The sequence below is a fragment of the Roseovarius sp. genome (assembly GCF_040223625.1).
GTDB lineage: Bacteria > Pseudomonadota > Alphaproteobacteria > Rhodobacterales > Rhodobacteraceae > Roseovarius.
In genome coordinates this window covers 24,561-45,650 of the sequence record NZ_JAVKFX010000045.1, presented here as the reverse complement: position 1 = coordinate 45,650, position 21,090 = coordinate 24,561, and the positions used below count along the sequence as shown (strand labels likewise).

Here is a 21,090-nt window from a genome sequence, read left to right as displayed (position 1 = left end):
GGTGTTGGGCAGTTAATGCCGACCAAATACATCCATCATTCGTGCGTGGTGCTCCGATTGCCAAATCGCCGTGCCGTCGGTGCGGCCCACCTCTCGGCGATTGCAGGCAATCGCCTGCCGGCCAGCGGTCGATGCGCGGCGGCGCGCCCTTGGCGCGCCTTTATTCCGCGCAGTCCACCTTCAACCCCCATTGAGAACAAACCACGAACGCACTATTCTTCCCCCATGACCACCGCGCTTCTCACCCGCCGCACCCATCGCACCCCGACCCGCCCCGACCTCACCGTTTTGGGCGCGCTCACCCTGCCGCTGGCCCGCCTGCACGAGCTTTGCGGCCCGGCCCGGCACACGCTGGCCATGCTCATCGCCGCCGAAACCGAGGGCCCCGTCTTCTGGATCGCCCCCGGCTGGTCCACCGATACGCTCAACCCCGACGGCATGGCGGCCTTCGCCCAGCCGAACCGCTTCACCTTCCTCGCCCCTCGCCGCGGCGAAGACCTGCTGTGGACGCTGGAAGAGGTGTTGCGCAGCGGCCTCGTTCCCCTCGCCATCGCCGAATTGCCCGAACCGCCCGGCATGACCGCCGTCCGCCGCCTGCACCTCGCCGCCGAAACCGGCGCGGCCGAGGGGCACGGTCCGCCGCTCGGCCTGATCCTCACCCCGGGCGACGGCGGCGCGCCGGGGATCGAGACACGCTGGCACATGGCCCAGGCCCACAGCCCCGGCGCCCCCGGCTGGGCCCTCACCCGCCGCCGCGCCCGCACCCTGCCGCCGAAAGGCTGGCACCTCGCCGGCCGCCCCCGCCGCTGGCGCCTCTCCCCCGGCTGACACCGGCGCAACCGCCACCCCGGCGGGCAAAAACCCGCCCCCCTTGCCGAAAACGACCGCCCCCTGTCGAATATGCGCTTTCCCTCAGGCCCCAACCTGCCAAGGTAAGCGCATCATGCGCCTGATCATTTCCTTCGCGGCCCTCTTCCTTTCGGTCATTCTTCTCCAGCTCTCCTCCGGCGGGGTCGGCCCGCTCGACGCGCTCTCGGGCATCACGCTCGGCTTCACCACCACCCAGATCGGCCTCCTGGGCTCGGCGCATTTCGTGGGCTTCTTCATCGGCTGCTGGTGGGCGCCCCGGCTGATGGGCAGCGTCGGCCATTCCCGCGCCTTCGCGGCCTTCACGGCGGCGGGCACGATCGGGCTGCTGCTGCACATGCTGATCATCGACCCCTGGGCCTGGACGCTGATGCGCGTGGCCACCGGCTGCTGCGTGGCGGGCTGCTACACGATCATCGAGGCATGGCTGCAATCCAAGGTCACCAACGCCACCCGCGGCCGCACCATGGGCACCTACCGGATCGTCGACATGACCGCCTCGCTGATGGCCCAGCTCGTCATCTCCGTGCTCGAGCCCGCCTCCTACGTCTCCTACAACATCCTCGCGCTGTTCTGCTGCGCGGCGCTCATCCCGCTCACCCTGACCCGCGTGCGCCAGCCGGAAACCCCGGCGGCGCCGCGCCTGAGGCCGAAACTCCTCATCGAATGTTCCCCCCTCGCGGCCGCCGGCGTGCTGGTGGCGGCGGTCTCCAGCGCCTCCTTCCGCATGGTCGGGCCGCTCTATGGCGAGGAGGTCGGCCTCGTCACCGACCAGATCGCCTGGTTCCTCGCCTCCTTCGTCCTCGGCGGGGCGATTGCCCAATACCCGGTGGGCTGGCTCGCCGACAAGTACGACCGCCGCCACGTCCTCATCGGCCTCTCGGTCGCGGCCATCCTGAGCTGCATCGTCACCGCTTCGGTGCAGGAGCTCAGCCCCACCGGCGTCATGCTCACGGCCTTCTTCTTCGGGCTCACCTCGATCCCGATCTACTCGGTCTCCGCAGCCCACGCCAACGACTTCGTCGACAGCTCGAAACGGGTCGAGCTGTCGGCGGCGCTGATGTTCTTCTTCGCCACCGGCGCCATCGCGGCCCCGCTCCTCGCCTCGTCGCTGATCGACCTCTTCGGCCCGGCGGCCATGTTCACCATGATCGCGGTCGCCCACGCCATCCTCATCGTCTACGGCCTCCTGCGGATGCGCCGCCGCAAAGCGCCCGACCGCCGCACGCGCTACGTCTGGTCGCCCCGCACCAGCTTCATCATCGGCCGGCTCACGGGCTCCGACCGCGACCGCAACGGCGACTGATCCCGCGCCCTCTGGCCCTGCCCGCCAAGCTGCGCTAAAGGGGGCGCGCAGCCAACCAAGGGGCAGGACATCACGCCATGGCACGTCACCTGATCACATCCGCGATCCCCTACATCAACGGGATCAAGCACCTGGGCAACCTCGTGGGCAGCCAGCTGCCCGCCGACCTCTACGCCCGCTACCTGCGCGGGCGCGGCCACGAAGTGATGTTCCTCTGCGCCACCGACGAACACGGCACGCCTGCCGAGCTGGCAGCCGCCAAAGCCGGCAAACCGGTGGCCGAGTACTGCGCCGAGATGTGGCAGGTCCAAAAGGACCTCTCCGACGGGTTCGGCCTCTCCTTCGACCATTTCGGCCGCTCCTCCTCGGCCCAGAACACCGCGCTGACCCAGCATTTCGCGGGCAAGTTGCACGAGGCCGGGCTGATCGAGGAAGTGACCGAGAAACAGGTCTATTCCAACGCAGACGGCCGCTTCCTGCCCGACCGCTATATCGAGGGCACCTGCCCCAATTGCGGCTACGACAAGGCCCGCGGCGACCAGTGCGAGAACTGCACCAAGCAGCTCGACCCGACCGACCTGATCGACCCGCGCTCGGCCATCTCCGGCTCGACCGATCTCGAGGTGCGCGAAACCAAGCACCTCTACCTCCGCCAAAGCCAGATGCGCGACCGGCTCAACGACTGGATCGACGCGCAGAAAGACTGGCCGATCCTGACCACCTCGATCGCGAAGAAATGGCTCAACGACGGCGACGGCCTGCGCGACCGCGGCATCACCCGCGACCTCGACTGGGGCATCCCCGTCAAGCGCGGCGCCGAGGACTGGCCCGGCATGGAAGGCAAGGTCTTCTACGTCTGGTTCGACGCGCCCATCGAATACATCGCCTGCGCCGGCGAATGGGCCGAGGCTTCCGGCCGGGGCGAGGCCGACTGGCAACGCTGGTGGCGCACCGACAAGGGGGCCGACGATGTCCGCTATACCCAGTTCATGGGCAAGGACAACGTGCCCTTTCACACGCTTTCCTTCCCGGCCACCATCCTCGGCTCGGGCGAGCCGTGGAAGCTCGTGGATTACATCAAGTCCTTCAACTACCTCAACTACGATGGCGGCCAGTTCTCCACTTCGCAAGGCCGCGGCATCTTCATGGACCAGGCGCTCGAGATCCTGCCCGCCGATTACTGGCGCTGGTGGCTCCTCTCGCACGCCCCCGAAACCTCCGACGCCGAATTCACCTGGGAGAATTTCCAGGCTTCGGTGAACAAGGACCTCGCCGACGTGCTGGGCAATTTCGTCTCCCGCGTCACCAAGTTCTGCCGCTCGAAATTCGGCGAAGAGGTGCCCTCGGGCGGCACCATGGGCGAGCATGAAACCGCCCTGATCGAGGAACTGACGACGAAACTCCGCACCTACGAAGCCCACATGGACGCCATCGAGGTCCGCAAGGCCGCGGCCGCGCTGCGCTCCATCTGGGTCGCGGGCAACGAATACCTGCAGGAAGCCGCCCCCTGGGCGACCTTCAAGGAAGCCCCCGAAACGGCGGCCATGCAGATCCGCCTCGCCCTCAACCTCATACGCGTCTACGCGGTGCTCTCGGCCCCCTTCATCCCCGACGCCTCCGCCCGGATGCTGTCATCGATGAACACGATGGAGACCGGCTGGCCCTCCGACCTGCAATCGGCCCTCGCCACCCTGCCCGAGGGCCACGCCTTCACCGTGCCGGACGTGCTCTTCGCCAAGATCACAGACGACCAGCGCGAAGACTGGGCCACCCGCTTCGCCGGCACGCGCACCTGACACCCTTGCGCGGGCTACGACGCCGGAAATGAGTATTTGACCCAAGAAGAAGCAGGGACCACACCTCTGCTTCTTCTGGCGGGAAATATCCCGGGGGGCCGGCATTGGTGCGCCATTGGTTCAAGCCCAATGGCGGCGGGGCAGCGCCCCCAAGACCTGCGTGGCCCGAACGCAGACCAACCGGATGCGCCGCAGGGCGCACCTGCGGGGCTCAGCCCCCCTCGCCCAGCTCGATCTCGATCTCCCGCGCCTCGCCCTCGCGGCTGAGGCTCAGGCTCACCTTATCCCCCGGCCGGTGCGCCTCCAGCGCCGCCAGCAGGTCGTCGACCCCGCCCACGGGCTCGCCCCCCAGCCCCGTCACGATATCGCCCGGCAGCAGCCGCCCGTCCCCCGACAGCCGCGCCGGCTCCAGCCCCGCGCGCGCCGCCGGTGAGCCCGGCTCGACCCCCAGCACCAGCACCCCCTCCAGCCCCTCGCGCCGGGCCATCTCGTTCACCCGCGGATCATAGCGGATGCCCAGCGCCGGCGGCGCGTAGCGCCCCGTTTCGATCAGCTCCGGCACCACCCGGTTGACCGTATCCACCGGCACCGAGAACCCGATCCCCGCGCTGGCGCCCGACGGGCTGTAGATCGCCGTGTTCACCCCGATCAGCCGCCCCGCGCTGTCCAGCAAGGGCCCGCCCGAATTGCCCGGGTTGATCGCCGCGTCGCTCTGGATCAGCCCGGTGATCGGCCGTCCCGCGGGCGACGGCAGCTCCCGGTCCAGCGCCGAGGCGATCCCCCGCGTCAACGTCCAGTCCAGCCCGAACGGGTTGCCTATCGCCAGCACCGTTTGCCCCACCTGCAAGTCGCCGCTCTCGCCCACCGTCACCGGCGCCGGCAGATCCCGCGCCTCGATCCGAAGCACGGCGAGGTCATGCGACGGGTCGCGCCCCACCAGCTCGGCCGGATAGCTCCGCCCGTCGGCCAGCCGCACCGTCGCGGCCGAGGCGCCTTCGATCACATGCGTATTGGTCACCACGTGGCCCCTGTTGTCCCACAGGAACCCCGACCCCGTCCCGCGCGGCTGCTCGTAGACATTGCGCGACCACGGATCGCGGACCCGCTCGGCGGTGGAAATGAACACCACGCTGTCCCGCGCCGACTGGAAAAGCTCGATCGTCGCCTGCTCCTCGGCCGCCAGGTCGCCCCGCGCCGTCACCACGCGCGGCTCCGCCTCCGGTTCCAGATAGGCCATCCTCAGCGCCGGCATCACCTGGTAGGTGGCCACCACCAGCATCGCGGCCAGCGTGATCATGAGCAGCCTGACGGTAAATCTGTAGGTCATGGAAAACGCACTCCCCCGGCAATGCAATAACGCAGTACGTGGCGCCGGGCGGTGGCGGTTTCAAGCCGCCGCGATGTCCGCGGTGGCGGCGAGGCGGCACCTGCGGGCGGCTTCAAATCCATCGAATGGACCCTGTTTTGCCATTGACCGACCTCAATCAGGGGCAAGGCTTGGCAACGGGGGACATCGTCGGAGGCTGGTTCCATGTTTCGCTGGCGCCAGAACAGAGAGCGTCGCAGGCTCGACATCGTCTATGACAATCCGCGTGCCGCACGGCCGCGGCCGGTTCAGCATCCCTGGACACGACATGGCTACCTCCGCCGCGTCCTTCGCGAAGCCGCCGGAAAGCTCTGCATCCTCGCCTTGCTGCTGATCGCCCTGCTGGCTGCGCGCGGCATGAGTTGAGGCGTTTGCCGCGCCCGATCCGGACCCGCCGGACCGATAAGTACCATGCGCGGGAAATCTGCATGAACGCATAAGCAACCGCTGGGTTTCACGCGATTTGTACGTTGTGCGGCATTCCGCCTTCGCGCCCGCCGGGTTTGGGCTGAAACCTGCCGCCACGTCAGCCGATCCGCCGGCGGCGGTTGCAACCCGGGCCGCGGCCCCATTTCTGTCTCCAGCCTGGGCAACCACTCGCCCCGGCTGAAAGAAATGGAACAAAGGTGAGCTCAATGAAACTCAGATCACTCGCACTCACGACCGCACTGGCCGGCGCGCTGGCCCTTCCCGCATATGCCCAGGGCGTCGGCGGCGTCGGGGCCGATGCCGGCGCCGGCGCGGATGCCGGTGTCGGCGGTGTCGGCGGCGTCGGCGCGGATGCAGGCGTCGGCGCGGACGCCGGTGTCGGCACGGATAGCGCCAGCGTGGGCGCGGACGCCAGCGTCGGCGCCGATGCCAGCGTCGGCAGCGTCACCGGCGACGAGAGCGACACGGCCGACAGCACCGCCGCCAGCACCCTCGAGGAGGACAGCACCACCTCGGCCGCGACGGCATCGGTCGCCACCCAGGCCACGGGCGAACTCAACTCGACGGTCGCCACCGGCGCGAGCGTGATCTCCGCCGATGGCGAGGTGATCGGCCAGGTCAGCGGCCTGCGCACCGACGAGAAGGATGGCAGCACCCAGGCCGTCATCGACCTCGCCGCCGACCTGCAGGGCCCGCTCAGCAAGGTTGCCGTCGAAGCCGCCAACCTCTCGACCGAGGCCGACGGGCAGGTGAGCTACGGCATGACCAAGGCCGAGCTGCAAAGCCACATCGCCGCCGCGGGCACCGCCCGCACCGGCATGTCGAACTAAGGGTCTCTTCCCTGCCGGGCCGCCCGTCCCTCCGCGGTCCGGTCGCGCTGGTCCCGCCTGTCTCCCGGGCGGGGCCGGCCACCTTTGACGGTCGACGCCACCCGGATCAGCCACCAGGCTGCAACAGCGCGCCCCGCTCGAGCCAGAGAAGCAGCCGGTCGACGATCCCGTCCACCGCTTCTGACCGCGCCTGACCGCCCTTCTGCTCCGACAGATCGCTTCCCCCCAACGTAATTGTCTCGTCCTCGACACCCGCCCGCACCCGTGCCGCCAGTGCCGCCCGGTCAAGCGTGCCGTCTAGAAGCGCCACGATCCCGGCAAGCCCCGGCTCGAGGCTCTCGGGCCCGTGCCGGAGCGAGGATAGCCAGGGCTGCCCCGCACCTGCCTCGCACCGCGCCAGCGGCCACACCTCCGGGCGCATGTCCGACGCCCGCCCGGTGCGCAGCGGAACCGACGAGACCTCCACCTGCCCGCCCGCCACCAGCCGGAACAGCGCCTCGCGGATGCCCTCTTCAGCAGGGCCGCCCGCCGCGCCGCCCCCCGACGCCATGCCATCCACAAGCTCGCCCAGCGCACATGTCCCCGGAAACGCCCCCTCCAACCTGTCCAGCAAAGCCGCCGACAGCGGATCGCTCACCGCAAACGCCTGACCGCCCGCGATGAAGACATCCCTGCCCGCCCCGCCCTCCGCCGCATCCCGGCGCCACACGGTCGAGAAATGCAGCCCATCGAGGTGCTCCGCCCCCACCCGCCGGGCCGCCTGCCCCCCGGCCCTCACCAGCAGCGACTGGATCGGCCCCGCGCGCCCGTCACGCCCCGCAGCTTGTCGCAAACCGATGCGCTTTGCCAGCCGCCCGTACTTCCGGGCCACACCTGCCCAAATCTCGCCACATTTCCCGACAAACAGGCTTCCCGTGTGTGTCAATAGTCGATAACATTCGTAGGAATTGTATTGCCCGGCCCGACCAACATCCGGACAGCACCGGGCAGTGTGCCGCGAAAGACCGTCCTTAAGCGGCGGCGCGGCACGGTGTACGAGGGAGGGTGAGATGCGTTTCGTCACGGTGCCGCACGCGCATAGCGACCGGCCTCTCCCCTTCGCATCAGAGAAGATCGAGAGCAATTTTTTCGGCCCCGGCACCCTATGCCGCGGGCCAAGGACGGGCATCCGTTGAGCGGTGGCAGTTGAATTCAGACCTTTCCCGTGAACGTGCCGGCGAATTGAACGCGGGGCCGCCTGGCCCCTGACCTGAACACGGCGATCCGGGCGGATCGCTCTGATGGAGGACGGCACGTGACACATGTGGGTCAGCCCGCAACGGCGGGGTCGAAGGCAGGCGCAACCCGGCACACGGGAACATTGTCCTTCAGGCACAAGGCCGGCACCTCCACGGCCGTCTCGGCCATCGCGCTCGCCGCCGCCCTCGGCGTCGCCCCGGCGCCCGCATACGCCGCCTGCGACACGACCACGCCCGCGAGCGGCGCCACCGTCACCTGCGATGCCGTCACCACCGAGACAGACGCCATCACCGCCCCCGGCGCCACCGACGTGACGGTGAACTTCGACCCCAACGCCACGCTCCAGACCGACACCAGCCCCGCCATCGACCTCGGCGGCGGCGCGCTGATCGACATGTCGGACGGCGCCCGGATCTCCGATTTCGACCCCGCCACCCTGCCGGCCCCCATACTCGACACCATCGAAGGCGACTTCGCCGGCATCACAGACCAGGCCACGCTCGGCGCCCTCTACGACTCGCTTCAGGCCGAAAGCCCCGTCCGGCCCGCCCCCGGCGCGGCCACGATCGAGCTTGGCGCCGGCGACCCCGAGGCGCTGCAGACATCGATCCATGAAATCACCGCCAAGGTGACGGTCAACAAGGCCAAGATGGCCGACCTGACGATGAACGCGATCAACGCCTATATCGACGGCACCGGCCCCGATCCGCGCACCCCCTCCGGCCCCGCCACACCCACCCCGCCGGCCTCGGCGACCGGCCGCAACACCGTCTTCATCGACGGCGGCACCGTGCTCTCGGCCGGGGCGGCCGGCGTCCGGGCCCCGGATGCGCTGGCGGTCATCATCACCGGCGACGGCGCCATCTCCACCCTGACCGAGAATGCCCCTGCGATCCTCGTCGAAGGCCCCGGCGCGCTCGACGTCGTGCTGGCCGACGGCTCGGTCTCGACCTTCTTCGACGGCTCGGCGGGCCTTGCCCTGCCGTCCGACAATTCGGCCATGAGCGTCATCATCTCCGGCGACTCCCGCATCACCACCGCCGGCGACAACGCCCCCGCCATTCTCGGGCCGGGAGCGAACAGCGTCTTCAACCTCGAGATCGACCGCACCGCGACCGATGCCGTCCCGACCATCGCCACCTTCGGCGACGCCTCGCCCGGCGTCCTGGTCCACGGCACCGGCGGCTCCACTGCAACCCTGCAATTCGTGGGCGACGGCCCCGGGCCCAACCCCGCCTTCCAGACCAGCGGCATAGACTCATCGCTGATCGACATCGACCTGGGCGTCAACTCCAGCCTGAACCTCACGGCCGAGGCGCTCAGCTTTGGCACCTTCGGCGACGGCTCCGGCGTGTTCGACCTCTCCGCCGGCGATAACAGCGACCTCCTGGTCTTCCTGCTCGACACCAGCCTCACCTCCGAGGGCGACAACGCCACGCTTCTCGAAACCTCCCGCGGGGAAAGCGCGATCTCCAACCTCGCCGTGATCGACAGCACCCTGACCACGGAAGGCGACGGCGCCGCCGGCATCGTCAGCCGCGTGACGAACGGCGGCGACACATCGAGCGACACGTACTTCCTCGCCAACGTCACCATCGACACAGGCGGCGACGATGCCCCCGCCTTCCTTGTCGAGGAGGGCGGCGAGGCATCGACACGCACGCTCACCATCGACGACAGCAGCTTCACCACGGACGGAACCGACAGCCCGGCCGTGTCCCTGTCCGGGTTGGGCGACGGCTCGGCAGTTGAAACGACGATCACGAATACGACCATCTCGACCACCGGGACGAATGCCGGGGGCCTTTTCGTCGGCGGCGCCGGCGAGAGCTCTGCCTGGAGCACCACCCTCTCCGATCTCACGGTCACCACGACGGGCGACGGCTCCGGCGCCATCACCCTCCTGGGCGTGGCAAACGACAGCAGTGTCGCCTCCTTCGACGCCGCGAACCTGACCCTGTCCACCGAGGGAAACAATTCCGTCGGCCTGCTTGCCGTGCCGCTGCGCGGCCCCGGCAGTCTCAGCACCACTGTTGTCGACCTCCTCGATATCTCGGTGACCACCCAGGGGACCGGTTCGTCGGGCATCATCATCGGCGATGCAGCCCTATATGACGGCGCGGCCCCGAATATCGACCAGACCAGCCTTGCCTACGCCGTCTCGGACCTGACCATCGAGACGGAGGGCGACGCGGCGGACGGTCTCGTCCTCTATGGCCTCGGCGCCGGCGCCACGGACAGCGACGCGACCTTCGCGGTCACCGACGTCACCGTGACCACCACCGGCGACCGGGCGCGCGGCATCGTGCTGGACATCGGCAGCACCGGCGCCACCGGCAGCGTGTTCACCACGGCCGCCGAGAACCTGTCCATCACCACCTCCGGCACCGAGGCGCATGGCCTTGTCATCGGCGAGGGGCTCGGCGCCGACATGTCGGAAATGGGCACCGACAGCGTGCTGGCCGTGAGCGATATCACCTCCACCACCACCGGCGCCGGCGCCGCCGCGCTCCTGCTGAAAGGCGGCACCATGGTCGCGCCGGAAAACAGCGCCTTCTCGGCGTCTGGTATCGGCGCCCATGCCGTGCTGGGCCAGCTCGAGGCGGGCCAGACCGCCGAGATCACGGCACTCGCCAGCACCTCCTACGAGGCTACCGGCCCCGGCGGCTCCGGCATGGCGTTCGAGGGCTCCGGCCCGGATGCGTCCGGCATCGTCACCGTGGCAGAGGGCGCCATGGTCAGCGGCGCGGAAAACGCGCTCATGTTTGACGGCGCCATGGCCTCCGTGCTCGTCGCCGGCACCATCACCGGCGACAGCGGCGTCGCCGTGCAGTTCGACGACCTCGACGACCGGTTCGAGCTGCACGCCACCCACGTGGTCAACGGCACGGTCGAGGCCGACGCCGGCACCGACACCTTCGTGCTGGGCGGCACCGGGGCACAGACCTTCGACCAGGAACTGCTCGGCACCCGGTACAACGATTTCGAGATATTCGAGAAGGAAGACGCCTCCACCTGGACGCTCGCCAACCTCTCCTCGATCCCGCTATGGGAGGTCAAGGAAGGCACGCTCGTCCTCCAGAACGAGTTCATCGACCCGATCGCCCGCGGCTTCACCGTCCGGTCCGGCGCCACGCTGACGCTGGCCAACACCGCCCCCGCCGGCGCCGATACCGGCGCCGACAACCGGTTCGAGATCCACCCTGGCGCCATCGTCAACGGCAATGTCTTCGCGGGCACCGGCACCGACACCTTCGTGCTCGGTGGCCCGGGCACCGACACCTTCGACGTGGCCCTGATCGGCACGAAGTACAACGGCTTCGACAGCTTCCTCAAGGAAGGCGCCTCCACCTGGACCCTGACGGGAACCAACACCCTCGCCGCCCCCTTCCTCGTCAGCGGCGGCACCCTGGTCAACGACGCCACCCTCGCCAACATGATGATGACCGTCGGCCCCGACGGCCGCCTCGAAGGCATCGGCACCCTGGGCGGGCTGACCGTCGACGGCACCGTCGCGCCGGGCAACTCCATCGGCACCATCACCGTCGCCGGCGACGTGACCTTCAACACCGGCTCGGTCTACGAGGTCGAGCTTGCCGCGCCCGACCAGGCCGACCTGATCGCCGCCACCGGCACCGCCACGATCAACGGCGGCGAGGTGCAGGTCACCAAGCTCAGCACCGAGGAAAGCTACCGGGGCGGCCAGAGCTACCGGATCATCACCGCCGACAGCGTCGTCCGGAACGGCGATTTCACCTACGACAACCCGTTCCTCTTCCTCGACTCGGATATCGAGTACGGCGACACCTATGTCGACATCCTGCTGACGGCCGAGGGCATCGGCATGGATTTCACCTCCGTCGCCCGGACCTTCAACCAGGTCCAGTCCGCCACCGGCCTCTCCGACCTCGAGCAGAGCGGCGACGCCCTCACCGTCTACAACGAGCTGCTCTTCCTCACCGACGAGGTCGAGGCGCGCCGCGCCTTCGACCTTGCCTCGGGCGAGGTCCACGCCTCCAGCCAGCACGTGATCGACCAGGCCTTCTCGCTCTTCTCGCGCACCATGGGCCGGCAGGCCGCGGCCGGCCTGACCGGCGTCGGCCCCGGCGGACAGGGCGCAGTCACGCGGCTTTCCTTCGCCGCCGTCGACGACACGTCCTTTCCGGCCCGCAGCCCCAACCTCTGGATCGCCCCGCTCGGCGGGCGCGGCTCGGTCGATGCCAACAACAACGCCGCCAAGCTCGACTGGTGGACGGCCGGCATCGCCGGCGGCTACGAGGGGCCGGTCGACACGGCCAACGGCCACGCCTGGCTCGGCTTCGGCCTCGGCTACCTCTACAGCGAAAGCAACGTCGACGCCCGGCTCTCCAGCGCCGATGCCGACAGCTACAATATCGGCGTCTACGGCGGCTGGTCCGACGGGCCGCTCTCCCTCACCGGAAGCCTCGGCTACATGGCCAGCCGGGTCGAAACCCGGCGGCAGATCGTCTTCGGCGGGCTCAACCGCACGGCGGCGGCCGATTACTGGACCCACACGCTGGGCCTCTCGGCCGAAGCCGCCTATGCCTTCAGCGTCGGCCCCCGCGCACCACCCTCTCGCCCGTCGCCACGCTCGACGCCGGCTGGTCCCGCCAGGACGGCTTCACCGAAACCGGCGCGGGCGCGCTCAACCTGACCGCCACCTCCGAAACCTGGGCACGGCTCGACACCGGCCTCGGCCTCGCCCTCGCCCACACCATGCCCACCCGGCACGGCGAGGCGGTGCTGCAAGTCCGCGCCATGTGGGAGCACGCTTTCGCCGACGTGGTGCCCAGCCAGACGGTCGCCTTCGCCGGCAGCCCGACGGCCTTCACCGTCAACGGCTCCGACGCCGGCCGCGACCGCCTGCGCCTCGGCGCCGGCATCGCCTGGGACGTCTCCGAAACCATGAGCCTCAATGTCAGCTATGACGGCCTCTTCTCGGACAGCCAGCAAAGCCACACCGCCAATATCGGCATCAACATCAGGTTCTGACGTGCAGCATTTCTTCCGCCCCGCCCGCCTGCTCCTCGCGGCCGCCCTCGCCATCGGCGGCGCCTCCCTCTCCGCCGCCCAGGGCCTCCCCGGCGGCGCGTCCTCGCTCAACGAAACCCATGGCGACTGGCGCGTGACCTGCCAGTCCGCCAACGACGCGGTGCGCTGCGCCATCGCCCAGACCCAGGTGCGCGGCGAAGACCGCCAGCGCGTGCTGACCATGGAACTCTCCGCCAGGGAGGACGGCACGGCCGCCGGCGGGGCGTTGCTCCTGCCCTTCGGCCTGAACCTCGACGCCGGCATCACCCCGGCGATCGACGACGCCGCTCCCCTGCCCACGTGGCGCTTCGCCACCTGCCTGCCCCAGGGCTGCCTCGTCACGCTCGACTTCGACGCCGCGACGGTCAGCGCCCTGCGCACCGGCACGGCGCTGCAGCTCCGCGCGGCAGCACACGACACCGGACAGGAAGTGGCCTTCTCGATCTCCCTCTCGGGCTTCGGCTCGGCCCTCGACCGCCTCGCCGAACTGACCGGGTCCTGATCCTGTTGGAGACGGTGGTGGTGCCGGCACACCACCCCCTGCTCAAGTAGCGCCCCGCGCGATAGCACACTAACCCGTGCTCAAGTAGCGCCCCGCGCGATAGCACACTAACCAGCGCTCAAGCAGCGCTCCGCGCGGTAGCACAAGAAAATTGGTGCGGACGGTGGGACTCGAACCCACACGGCACAAGGCCTTCGGATTTTAAGTCCGATATGTCTACCATTCCATCACGTCCGCCAGGGAAGGTGCCCAACATGTGTCACAACCCCGGGCGCATGTCATCACCCCAGCGCGCTACGGCCGCAAGCTTTGTCCCGGGCGCAACATCCCCCGCCTAAAGCTCCTCTTCCTCCGCCTCCAGCACCGGAAGCAGCGCCCGCTCGCCCAGCCACGGGTTCATCTCCAGCGCCTCGCGCAGCACCAGCGCGGCCTCCGCCTTCCGATCGAGCGCCGCCAGCGTCAGGGCCTGCCCCGTCATCGCCGCGATATGGCGCGGCGACAGCGCCAGCGCGCGTTCCAGATCGGGCAGCGCGCCCTCGTAATCCTGCCGGATGAAATTGACAAAGGCCCGCTGGTTGTACCCCTCCGCATAGTCCGGGCAATAGGCGATCAGCGCATCGAAGGCCACGACCGCGCCCTTGAAATCATAGGCCTCGCGCCGGCTCATCCCCTCGTCCAGCAGTTCCTGCGCGCGCTTGTCCGGCGCATCGGCCCACAACTCCCACATCTCGTTGGAAATCAACTTTGCCGACCGCTCGTCGGGCGCCGCCTGCACCCGTTCAATCAAGCCGGTCAGCGCATCCGCGTGATCCGGCGCCGGCGGGCACTCGGCCCATCCCGGCCCCGCGGCCAGAACCCCGGTCAACACGGCGGCGGCAAGCTGTCTCATGCCCACCATTATGGCCCGCCGGCCGCGCAAATCAAATCACGGTTGGCAGCGTGCTCTCCTTCACCGCCTCCATCGCCACGTAGGTCGAGGTGTTCGCCACATGCGGCAGGGTCGAGACATGCTCGGCCAGGATGCGCCGGTAATCGGCCATGCTCTGGGTGCGGATCTTCAGCAGGTAGTCGAAATTCCCCGCGATCATGTGCGCCTGCTCGATTTCCGGCACCTTGAGCACGGCGGCGTTGAATTCCGCCAGCGCCCGCTCCCGCGTGTCGTGCAGCCGCACCTCGACGAAGCTCACGTGATCATGGCCCAGCCGGATCGGGTCGACCAGCGCCCGGTAGCCGGTGATCACCCCCGCCGCCTCCAGCCGCCGAAGCCGCGCCTGCGTGGGCGATTTCGACAGCCCGATCTCCCGCGCGAGGTCGGTGATCGAGATCCGCCCGTCCGCGGCCAGCACGCGAAGAATCGCCCGGTCGAACCGGTCAAGCTGTGCATGTTCATCCTGCATGGTTTCCGCCCGTTTTTCTTCCCATATCGACTGCGGCTTTGAGATTTTCGGGAAAAACTTTAAATCAGGCAATGATAAAATGGGATAAATCACTTCTGCCTTCAGGAGACAGCCTTGCCCTACGACAGCGACACCCGCCGCGCCATCGACCTTGCCACCTATGCCGACGAGGCCGAGACGCTCGACCGGCTGACGGCCCTTGCCGCCCTGTCGGAAGAGGACCGCGCGCGCATCTGCGACCGGGGCGCATCACTCGTCCGCGACATCCGCAACCAGTCGAACCCCGGCCTGATGGAAGTGTTCCTCGCCGAATACGGCCTGTCAACGGAGGAAGGCATCGCGCTGATGTGCCTGGCCGAGGCGCTGCTCCGCGTGCCCGACGCCGAGACGATCGACGCGCTGATCGAGGACAAGATCGCCCCCTCCGACTGGGGCCGCCACATGGGCCATTCCACCTCCCCCCTCGTCAACGCCTCGACCTGGGCGCTGATGCTCACCGGCAAGGTGCTGAAGGACGAGGATCCGGGCCCCGTCAAGGCCCTGCGCGGCGCCATCCGCCGGCTGGGCGAGCCCGTCATCCGCACCGCAGTCGGTCGCGCCATGAAGGAAATGGGCCGCCAGTTCGTCCTCGGCGAGACCATCGAAAGCGCCATGGCCCGCGCCGCCAACATGGAGAAGAAGGGCTACACCTATTCCTACGACATGCTGGGCGAGGCCGCGCGCACCGATGATGACGCGATCCGCTACCACCTCGCTTATGCCCGCGCCATCTCCGCCATCTCCGCCGCCTGCACCAACCGCGACATCCGCGACAATCCGGGCATCTCGGTCAAGCTCTCCGCCCTTCACCCCCGCTACGAGGTGGCGCAGGAAGACCTCGTGATGAACGTCCTCATGCCCCGCCTGCGCTCCCTCGCGCTGCTGGCGAAATCCGCCCGCATGGGCCTCAACATCGACGCCGAGGAGGCCGACCGCCTCTCCCTCTCCCTCGAAGTCATCGAGGCCACCCTCTCCGAGCCCTCCCTCGCCGGCTGGGACGGCTTCGGCGTCGTCGTCCAGGCCTACGGCCAGCGCGCCGCCCCCGTGCTCGACCACCTCTACGACATGGCCCAGCGCCTCGACCGCCGGATCATGGTCCGCCTCGTCAAGGGCGCCTACTGGGACACCGAGATCAAGCGCGCCCAGGTCGAAGGCGTCGACGGCTTCCCCGTCTTCACCTCCAAGGCGGCCACCGACATCTCCTACATCGCCAACGCCCGCAAGCTCCTGTCGATGACCGACCGGATCTACCCCCAGTTCGCCACCCACAACGCCCACACCGCCGCCGCCGTGCTCGACATGGGCAAGGACCAGAAGGACGAGTTCGAATTTCAGCGCCTCCACGGCATGGGCGAGTCCCTCCACACCCTCATCATGAAGGCCGAGCACACCCGCTGCCGCATCTACGCCCCCGTCGGCGCCCACCGCGACCTCTTGGCCTATCTCGTCCGCCGCCTGCTGGAAAACGGCGCCAACTCCTCCTTCGTCAACCAGATCGTCGACGAAGATGTCCCGCCAGAGGAGGTTGCCCGCGATCCCTTCAACGCCGTCAATGACATGGCCGCCCGCCTTTCCCGCGGCCCCGAACTCTTCCTTCCCGAACGCCCCAATTCCAAGGGCTTCGACCTCACCCACCAGCCCACGCTCGACCTCATTGCCGCCGAGCGCGGCCCCTTCGCCACCACCACCTGGGACGCCGCCCCGATCCTCGCGGGCCAGGCGGCCCCCAACGCGCCGCAACCGGTCACCAACCCCGCGGATCCGGCCGACAGCCCCGGCACCGTCGCCACGGCCAGCGAGGCCGATATCGAAACCGCCCTCGCCCACGCCGAACCGTGGGACGCCCCGGCCGAGGAGCGCGCCCGCATCCTCAACCGCGCCGCCGATCTCTATGAAAAGAACTTCGGCGAGATCTTCGCCGTCATCGCCCGCGAGGCCGGCAAATCCCTGCCCGACGCCGTCGCCGAACTGCGCGAGGCGGTCGATTTCCTCCGCTACTACGCCGCCAACGTCCCCGAGGCGCCACCCGTCGGCACGTTCACCTGCATTTCCCCGTGGAACTTCCCCCTCGCCATCTTCACCGGCCAGATCAGCGCGGCACTCGCCGCCGGCAACGCGGTCCTCTCCAAACCGGCCGAGCAGACCCCGCTCATCTCCCACCTCGCCATCCGCCTCCTGCACGAGGCCGGCGTGCCGCAGACCGCCCTCCAACTCCTCCCCGGCGCGGGCGAGGTCGGCGCGGAGCTCACCTCCGATGCGCGCGTCGATGGCGTGGCCTTCACCGGCTCCACCGCGACCGCGATGAAGATCCGCCAAGCCATGGCCGAGAACCTCGCCCCCGGCGCGCCGCTCATCGCCGAAACCGGCGGGCTCAATGCCATGATCGTCGACTCGACCGCGCTCCCCGAACAGGCGGTGCAGGCCATCGTCGAATCCGCCTTCCAGTCCGCCGGCCAGCGCTGTTCGGCGCTCCGCTGCCTCTACGTGCAGGAGGATATCGTCGAGGGCTTCACCGAAATGCTCACCGGCGCGATGGACGCGCTGATCATGGGCACGCCGTGGCACCTCTCCACCGACGTCGGGCCGGTGATCGACGAAGACGCCCGCTCCACCATCGCCGAACACATTCAGCAGGCCCGCGCCGAGGGCCGCCTGATGCACGAGCTGAAAACCCCCAATTCCGGCAGCTTCATCGCCCCGACCCTGATCCGCGTAAACGGCATCGCCGATCTCGAACGGGAAATCTTCGGCCCCGTCCTGCACCTCGCCACCTTCAGGGCCGACGAGCTGGACGCCGTCATCGACGCCATCAACGCCACCGGCTACGGCCTGACCTTCGGCCTGCAGACCCGCATCGACGACCGCGTTCAGCACGTCACCGACCGGATCGAGGCCGGCAACATGTATGTGAACCGCAACCAGATCGGCGCCATCGTGGGCAGCCAACCCTTTGGCGGCGAAGGGCTTTCCGGCACCGGGCCAAAGGCCGGCGGGCCGCATTACCTGCCCCGCTACACCCTCGCCCCGGCCCCGCAACAGGGAAGCGACTGGTCCGGCACCATGCCCCGGTCCGACATCGAAAAGGCCCTCAGCCAAGCCAATACTGGCCGCGACAAGCGCCTCGCCGACCTCGTCCTGCCCGGCCCCACCGGCGAATCGAACCGCCTCGGCAGCTACCGCCGCAACGCCATCCTCTGCCTCGGGCCGGGCGCCGACGCCGCCAAGGCCCAGGCCGAGGCCGTCCGCGCGCTTGGCGGCGCCGCGGTCGAGGCGACGGGCGACATCTCCCCCGACCTGCTGACCACGCTCGACGGCCATGCCGGCGCGCTCTGGTGGGGCGACGCTGAAAAGGGCCGCGCCTACGCGCAGGCGCTGGCCGTCCGATCCGGCCCGATCCTGCCGCTGATCACCGGCCAGCCCGACCACGGCCATGTCTGCCACGAGCGTCATGTCTGCGTCGACACCACGGCCGCCGGAGGAAACGCAGCCCTGCTGGGCGGAGCCGCTTGACGCCGCCCGGCTTTCGCCGCAGCGTAAGCCCATGTTCCCCATCCGCGACCATAACCCGTCGGGGCGCACGCCCTATGTGACCTATGCCCTGATGGCGGCCAATATCGTGATTTTCCTCGCGTATTGGCCGTATTTCACCGATCCGCGCGAGCTCAACGCCTTCTTCTACGAATGGGCGATGGTGCCGGCCATGGTCACGCAGGACGGCACCTACCATACCGTCTTCACCTCCATGTTCCTGCATGGCGGGGTGATGCACCTTCTGGGCAACATGCTGTTCCTGTGGATCTTCGGTGACAACATGGAAGACGAGATGGGGCACCTTGGCTATCTCGCCTTCTACCTCGCCTCGGGCATCGGCGCGGGCCTGGCCCATGTCCTCGCCGCGCCCTATTCGCCCGTGCCCACCGTCGGCGCCTCGGGCGCCATCGCAGGCGTCATGGGCGGCTACCTGCTGCTTTTCCCCAAGGCCAAGGTCGACATCCTCGTCATCTTCATCGTCTTCTTCCGCATCTTCACCATTCCGGCGTGGATCATGCTGGCGCTCTGGTTCGGCATCCAGCTCTTCGCGGGCTTCGGCGCCGACCCGCTGCAGGGGGGCGTGGCCTACTGGGCCCATGCCGGCGGCTTCATCGTCGGCGCGGTGCTGACCCTGCCGGTCTTCCTCGCCCGCGGCGGCACGGCCTTCTGGCAGCGCACCCATGGCCACCCGCCGCACCCGGACGCGGAATACAAGTATGTCCGAAGCAATGTGCCGAAGGTGGGGCGGCGGCGATGATCACCAGGGCCACCTGCCATTGCGGCGCGGTCGAGCTGCGCGTCGACCTGCCCGAGGGCGCGCTCGACAATCCGATGCGCTGCGATTGCAGCTTCTGCCGCCGCCGCGCCGCGCCCAATATCAGCGTGCCTGTGGCCAATCTGGAAATCGTGAAAGGCGCCGAGGCGCTGACGCTCTACCAGTGGAACACCGGCACGGCCCGGCACTGGTTCTGCTCGGTCTGCGGGATCTACACCCACCACCGCCGCCGCTCCGACCCCAATGAATACGGCGTCAATCTCGGCTGCCTCGACGGTGTGAACCCGGCCGATTACGAGCCCATTCCATGGAATGACGGCGTCAATCACCCCTCCGACGCCTGAGCGAGGCCAGCCTGCAAGGGCTGGACGAGCGGCGCGTCACGCGTCGCGGATGATGCCCGCGAACTTGTCGAAGATCGCCTCGTTGGCACAGACCACCTCGCCATGGCCAAGGATGTCGCGATCCTCGCGCAGCGGCTGCACAAGGCCCCCGGCCTCGCGCACGATGATCACGCCCGCCGCAAGGTCCCACGCGTTCAACCGCCGCTCCCAGAACCCCTCGTACCGGCCCGCGGCCACGTAGGCCATGTCGAGCGCCGCCGACCCCCAGCGCCGCACGCCGGCACAGGCCGGCATCAGCCGCGCCAGGTCCTGCAGGGTCTGCGGCAGGTCGCCCCGCCCGCCGAAGGGCACGCCGGTCGCGAAGATCGATTCGATCATCTTGCCCCGGTTCGACACCCGCAGCCGGCTTTCGTTCAGCCACGCGCCCTCGCCCTTCTCGGCCCAGTACAACTCGTCCTTGGCGGCGTCGAAAATGACGCCCGCCACGACCTGCCCCTTGTGCTCCAGCCCGATCGAGATCGCCCAGTGCGGCAGCCCGTGCAGGAAATTCGTCGTCCCGTCCAGCGGATCGACGATCCAGCGGCGGGTGGGGTCCTTGCCCTCCTCCTCGCCACCTTCCTCGGCCAGCCAGCCATAGGTCGGCCGCGCGCCCATCAGCTCTTCCTTGAGGATCTTCTCGGCCGCGATATCCGCCCGGCTCACGAAATCGCCCGCGCTCTTCATCGAGGTCTGGAGGTTCTCCACCTCGCGGAAATCCTTGACCAGCGACCGCCCCGCCTTGCGCGCGGCCTTGATCATGATGTTGACGTTTGCGCTGCCATGCATGGGCGACGATCTCCTTGTATCAGGCCGGGCGTATACGCCGCACGGCCCTGGGTGACAAGGGGCGCCGCCTGCCCCTTTACGCCGCCGCCCCCCGCGCTCTACCATGGGCCGCGACACGCCACATGCCAAGGGAACCCGCCGCCATGGACAAGGTCAGCTTCACCCAGATGAAGGACGGCACCAGGGAAGACTACGAATTCCTCACCGCCCACGAGATCGACCACACCAAACACACCGCCCAACGCCTCCTCAAGGCGCTGGTCGAGCTTGACCAGGGCCTCTCCGGCTACCAGATCACCCGCCTCGGCCACTCGCTCCAGTCCGCCACCCGCGCCTGGCGCGACGGCGCCGACACCGACTGGGTCGTCGCCGCCCTCCTCCACGACATCGGCGACATCTACGCGCCCTACAACCACGACGAATACGCCGCCACCATCCTCAAGCCCTTCCTGCGCGAGCAATGCACCTGGGTCGTCCAGACCCATGGCGACTTCCAGATGATCTATTACGGCCACCACCTCGACGGCGCCGACCCCAACAAGCGCGACCGCCACAAGGGCCACCCCTATTTCGACGACAACGTCACCTTCTGCGAACGCTGGGACCAGGCAAGCTTCGACCCCGACTACGACACCCTCCCGCTCGAGTTCTTCGCGCCCCTGGTCGAGGAGGTCTTCGCCCGCCCCGCCTATGACCCCGCCGTCATCCGCCCCGGCGCCCGCGAACCCCTGACCGACGCGGAGGTTGCCGCAAGCCGCGCCGCCTGACGCCATTCCCGTCTTTCCCTTCGCC

16 protein-coding genes, 1 tRNA gene and 1 pseudogene are annotated in these 21,090 nt (G+C 68.7%); 12 read left to right on the top strand and 6 right to left on the bottom strand.

What is annotated here, in order from left to right; all coding sequences use genetic code 11:
* Positions 1-225: 225 nt before the first annotated feature.
* The 3 genes from RLN94_RS13530 to metG all read left to right on the top strand — a co-directional run bounded on the left by RLN94_RS13530 (position 226) and on the right by metG (position 3,969).
* Entirely contained in the window at positions 226-828 is a 603-nt protein-coding gene (locus RLN94_RS13530; RefSeq protein ID WP_350124069.1) for an ImuA family protein, read from the top strand.
* A gap of 115 nt (positions 829-943) precedes the next feature.
* A complete protein-coding gene (locus tag RLN94_RS13525) occupies positions 944-2,173 on the top strand; it encodes an MFS transporter (RefSeq protein ID WP_350124066.1) in 1,230 nt (409 codons plus the stop codon).
* 77 nt (positions 2,174-2,250) lie between these two features.
* The gene (metG, locus tag RLN94_RS13520; protein ID WP_350124063.1) at positions 2,251-3,969 is read left to right on the top strand and encodes a methionine--tRNA ligase; all 1,719 of its coding nucleotides are present in this window, start codon (positions 2,251-2,253) and stop codon (positions 3,967-3,969) included.
* 211 nt (positions 3,970-4,180) lie between these two features.
* Here metG and RLN94_RS13515 read toward each other — a convergent pair whose 3' ends face one another.
* Positions 4,181-5,296, bottom strand: a complete 1,116-nt coding sequence (locus RLN94_RS13515; protein WP_350124060.1) for a S1C family serine protease — start codon at positions 5,294-5,296, stop codon at positions 4,181-4,183.
* 204 nt (positions 5,297-5,500) lie between these two features.
* Between RLN94_RS13515 and RLN94_RS13510 the strand changes: the two genes are divergently transcribed.
* Both RLN94_RS13510 and RLN94_RS13505 read left to right on the top strand, forming a co-directional pair.
* Entirely contained in the window at positions 5,501-5,701 is a 201-nt protein-coding gene (locus RLN94_RS13510; protein ID WP_350124057.1) for a hypothetical protein, read from the top strand.
* 269 nt (positions 5,702-5,970) lie between these two features.
* On the top strand, positions 5,971-6,594 hold the full coding sequence (locus RLN94_RS13505; RefSeq protein ID WP_350124054.1) for a hypothetical protein: 624 nt from the start codon (positions 5,971-5,973) through the stop codon (positions 6,592-6,594).
* 106 nt (positions 6,595-6,700) lie between these two features.
* Here RLN94_RS13505 and RLN94_RS13500 read toward each other — a convergent pair whose 3' ends face one another.
* Positions 6,701-7,465, bottom strand: a complete 765-nt coding sequence (locus RLN94_RS13500; protein WP_350169105.1) for a hypothetical protein — start codon at positions 7,463-7,465, stop codon at positions 6,701-6,703.
* A gap of 762 nt (positions 7,466-8,227) precedes the next feature.
* Between RLN94_RS13500 and RLN94_RS13495 the strand changes: the two are divergent.
* The 3 genes and pseudogenes from RLN94_RS13495 to RLN94_RS13485 form a co-directional block, all read left to right on the top strand.
* Positions 8,228-12,400, top strand: a pseudogene (locus tag RLN94_RS13495) (autotransporter domain-containing protein); the annotation flags it as partial.
* A complete protein-coding gene (locus tag RLN94_RS13490) occupies positions 12,358-12,846 on the top strand; it encodes an autotransporter outer membrane beta-barrel domain-containing protein (protein ID WP_350124295.1) in 489 nt (162 codons plus the stop codon). The pseudogene RLN94_RS13495 and the gene RLN94_RS13490, both read left to right, overlap by 43 nt.
* A 1-nt stretch (position 12,847) precedes the next feature.
* Complete coding sequence (locus RLN94_RS13485; protein ID WP_350124049.1) at positions 12,848-13,387, top strand: invasion associated locus B family protein; 540 nt, start codon at positions 12,848-12,850, stop codon at positions 13,385-13,387.
* 152 nt (positions 13,388-13,539) lie between these two features.
* On the opposite strand, the gene RLN94_RS13480 is transcribed toward RLN94_RS13485, so the two are convergent.
* The 3 genes from RLN94_RS13480 to RLN94_RS13470 all read right to left on the bottom strand — a co-directional run bounded on the left by RLN94_RS13480 (position 13,540) and on the right by RLN94_RS13470 (position 14,784).
* A tRNA-Leu gene (locus RLN94_RS13480) sits at positions 13,540-13,624 on the bottom strand.
* A 97-nt stretch (positions 13,625-13,721) separates the two neighbouring features.
* Positions 13,722-14,276 carry a tetratricopeptide repeat protein gene (locus tag RLN94_RS13475; protein ID WP_350124046.1) on the bottom strand — a complete coding sequence of 185 codons (555 nt, stop codon included), beginning with the start codon at positions 14,274-14,276 and terminating at the stop codon, positions 13,722-13,724.
* A 31-nt stretch (positions 14,277-14,307) separates the two neighbouring features.
* Positions 14,308-14,784, bottom strand: a complete 477-nt coding sequence (locus tag RLN94_RS13470; protein ID WP_350124043.1) for an Lrp/AsnC family transcriptional regulator — start codon at positions 14,782-14,784, stop codon at positions 14,308-14,310.
* 114 nt (positions 14,785-14,898) lie between these two features.
* Between RLN94_RS13470 and putA the strand changes: the two genes are divergently transcribed.
* The 3 genes from putA to RLN94_RS13455 are packed head-to-tail and all read left to right on the top strand — an operon-like array spanning position 14,899 to position 19,473.
* Complete coding sequence (gene putA, locus RLN94_RS13465) at positions 14,899-18,333, top strand: bifunctional proline dehydrogenase/L-glutamate gamma-semialdehyde dehydrogenase PutA (protein WP_350124038.1); 3,435 nt, start codon at positions 14,899-14,901, stop codon at positions 18,331-18,333.
* Between the two features lie 31 nt (positions 18,334-18,364).
* Positions 18,365-19,111, top strand: a complete 747-nt coding sequence (locus tag RLN94_RS13460; RefSeq protein WP_350124034.1) for a rhomboid family intramembrane serine protease — start codon at positions 18,365-18,367, stop codon at positions 19,109-19,111.
* Positions 19,108-19,473, top strand: a complete 366-nt coding sequence (locus RLN94_RS13455; protein WP_350124031.1) for a GFA family protein — start codon at positions 19,108-19,110, stop codon at positions 19,471-19,473. Before RLN94_RS13460 ends, RLN94_RS13455 begins: the two co-directional genes overlap by 4 nt.
* A gap of 36 nt (positions 19,474-19,509) precedes the next feature.
* On the opposite strand, the gene RLN94_RS13450 is transcribed toward RLN94_RS13455, so the two are convergent.
* Entirely contained in the window at positions 19,510-20,298 is a 789-nt protein-coding gene (locus tag RLN94_RS13450; RefSeq protein ID WP_350124028.1) for an inositol monophosphatase family protein, read from the bottom strand.
* Positions 20,299-20,441: 143 nt separating this feature from the next.
* Here RLN94_RS13450 and RLN94_RS13445 point away from each other — a divergent pair, with 143 nt between their 5' ends.
* Positions 20,442-21,065: an HD domain-containing protein gene (locus tag RLN94_RS13445; protein ID WP_350124292.1), complete on the top strand. Its 624-nt coding sequence runs from the start codon at positions 20,442-20,444 to the stop codon at positions 21,063-21,065.
* Positions 21,066-21,090 lie beyond the last annotated feature (25 nt).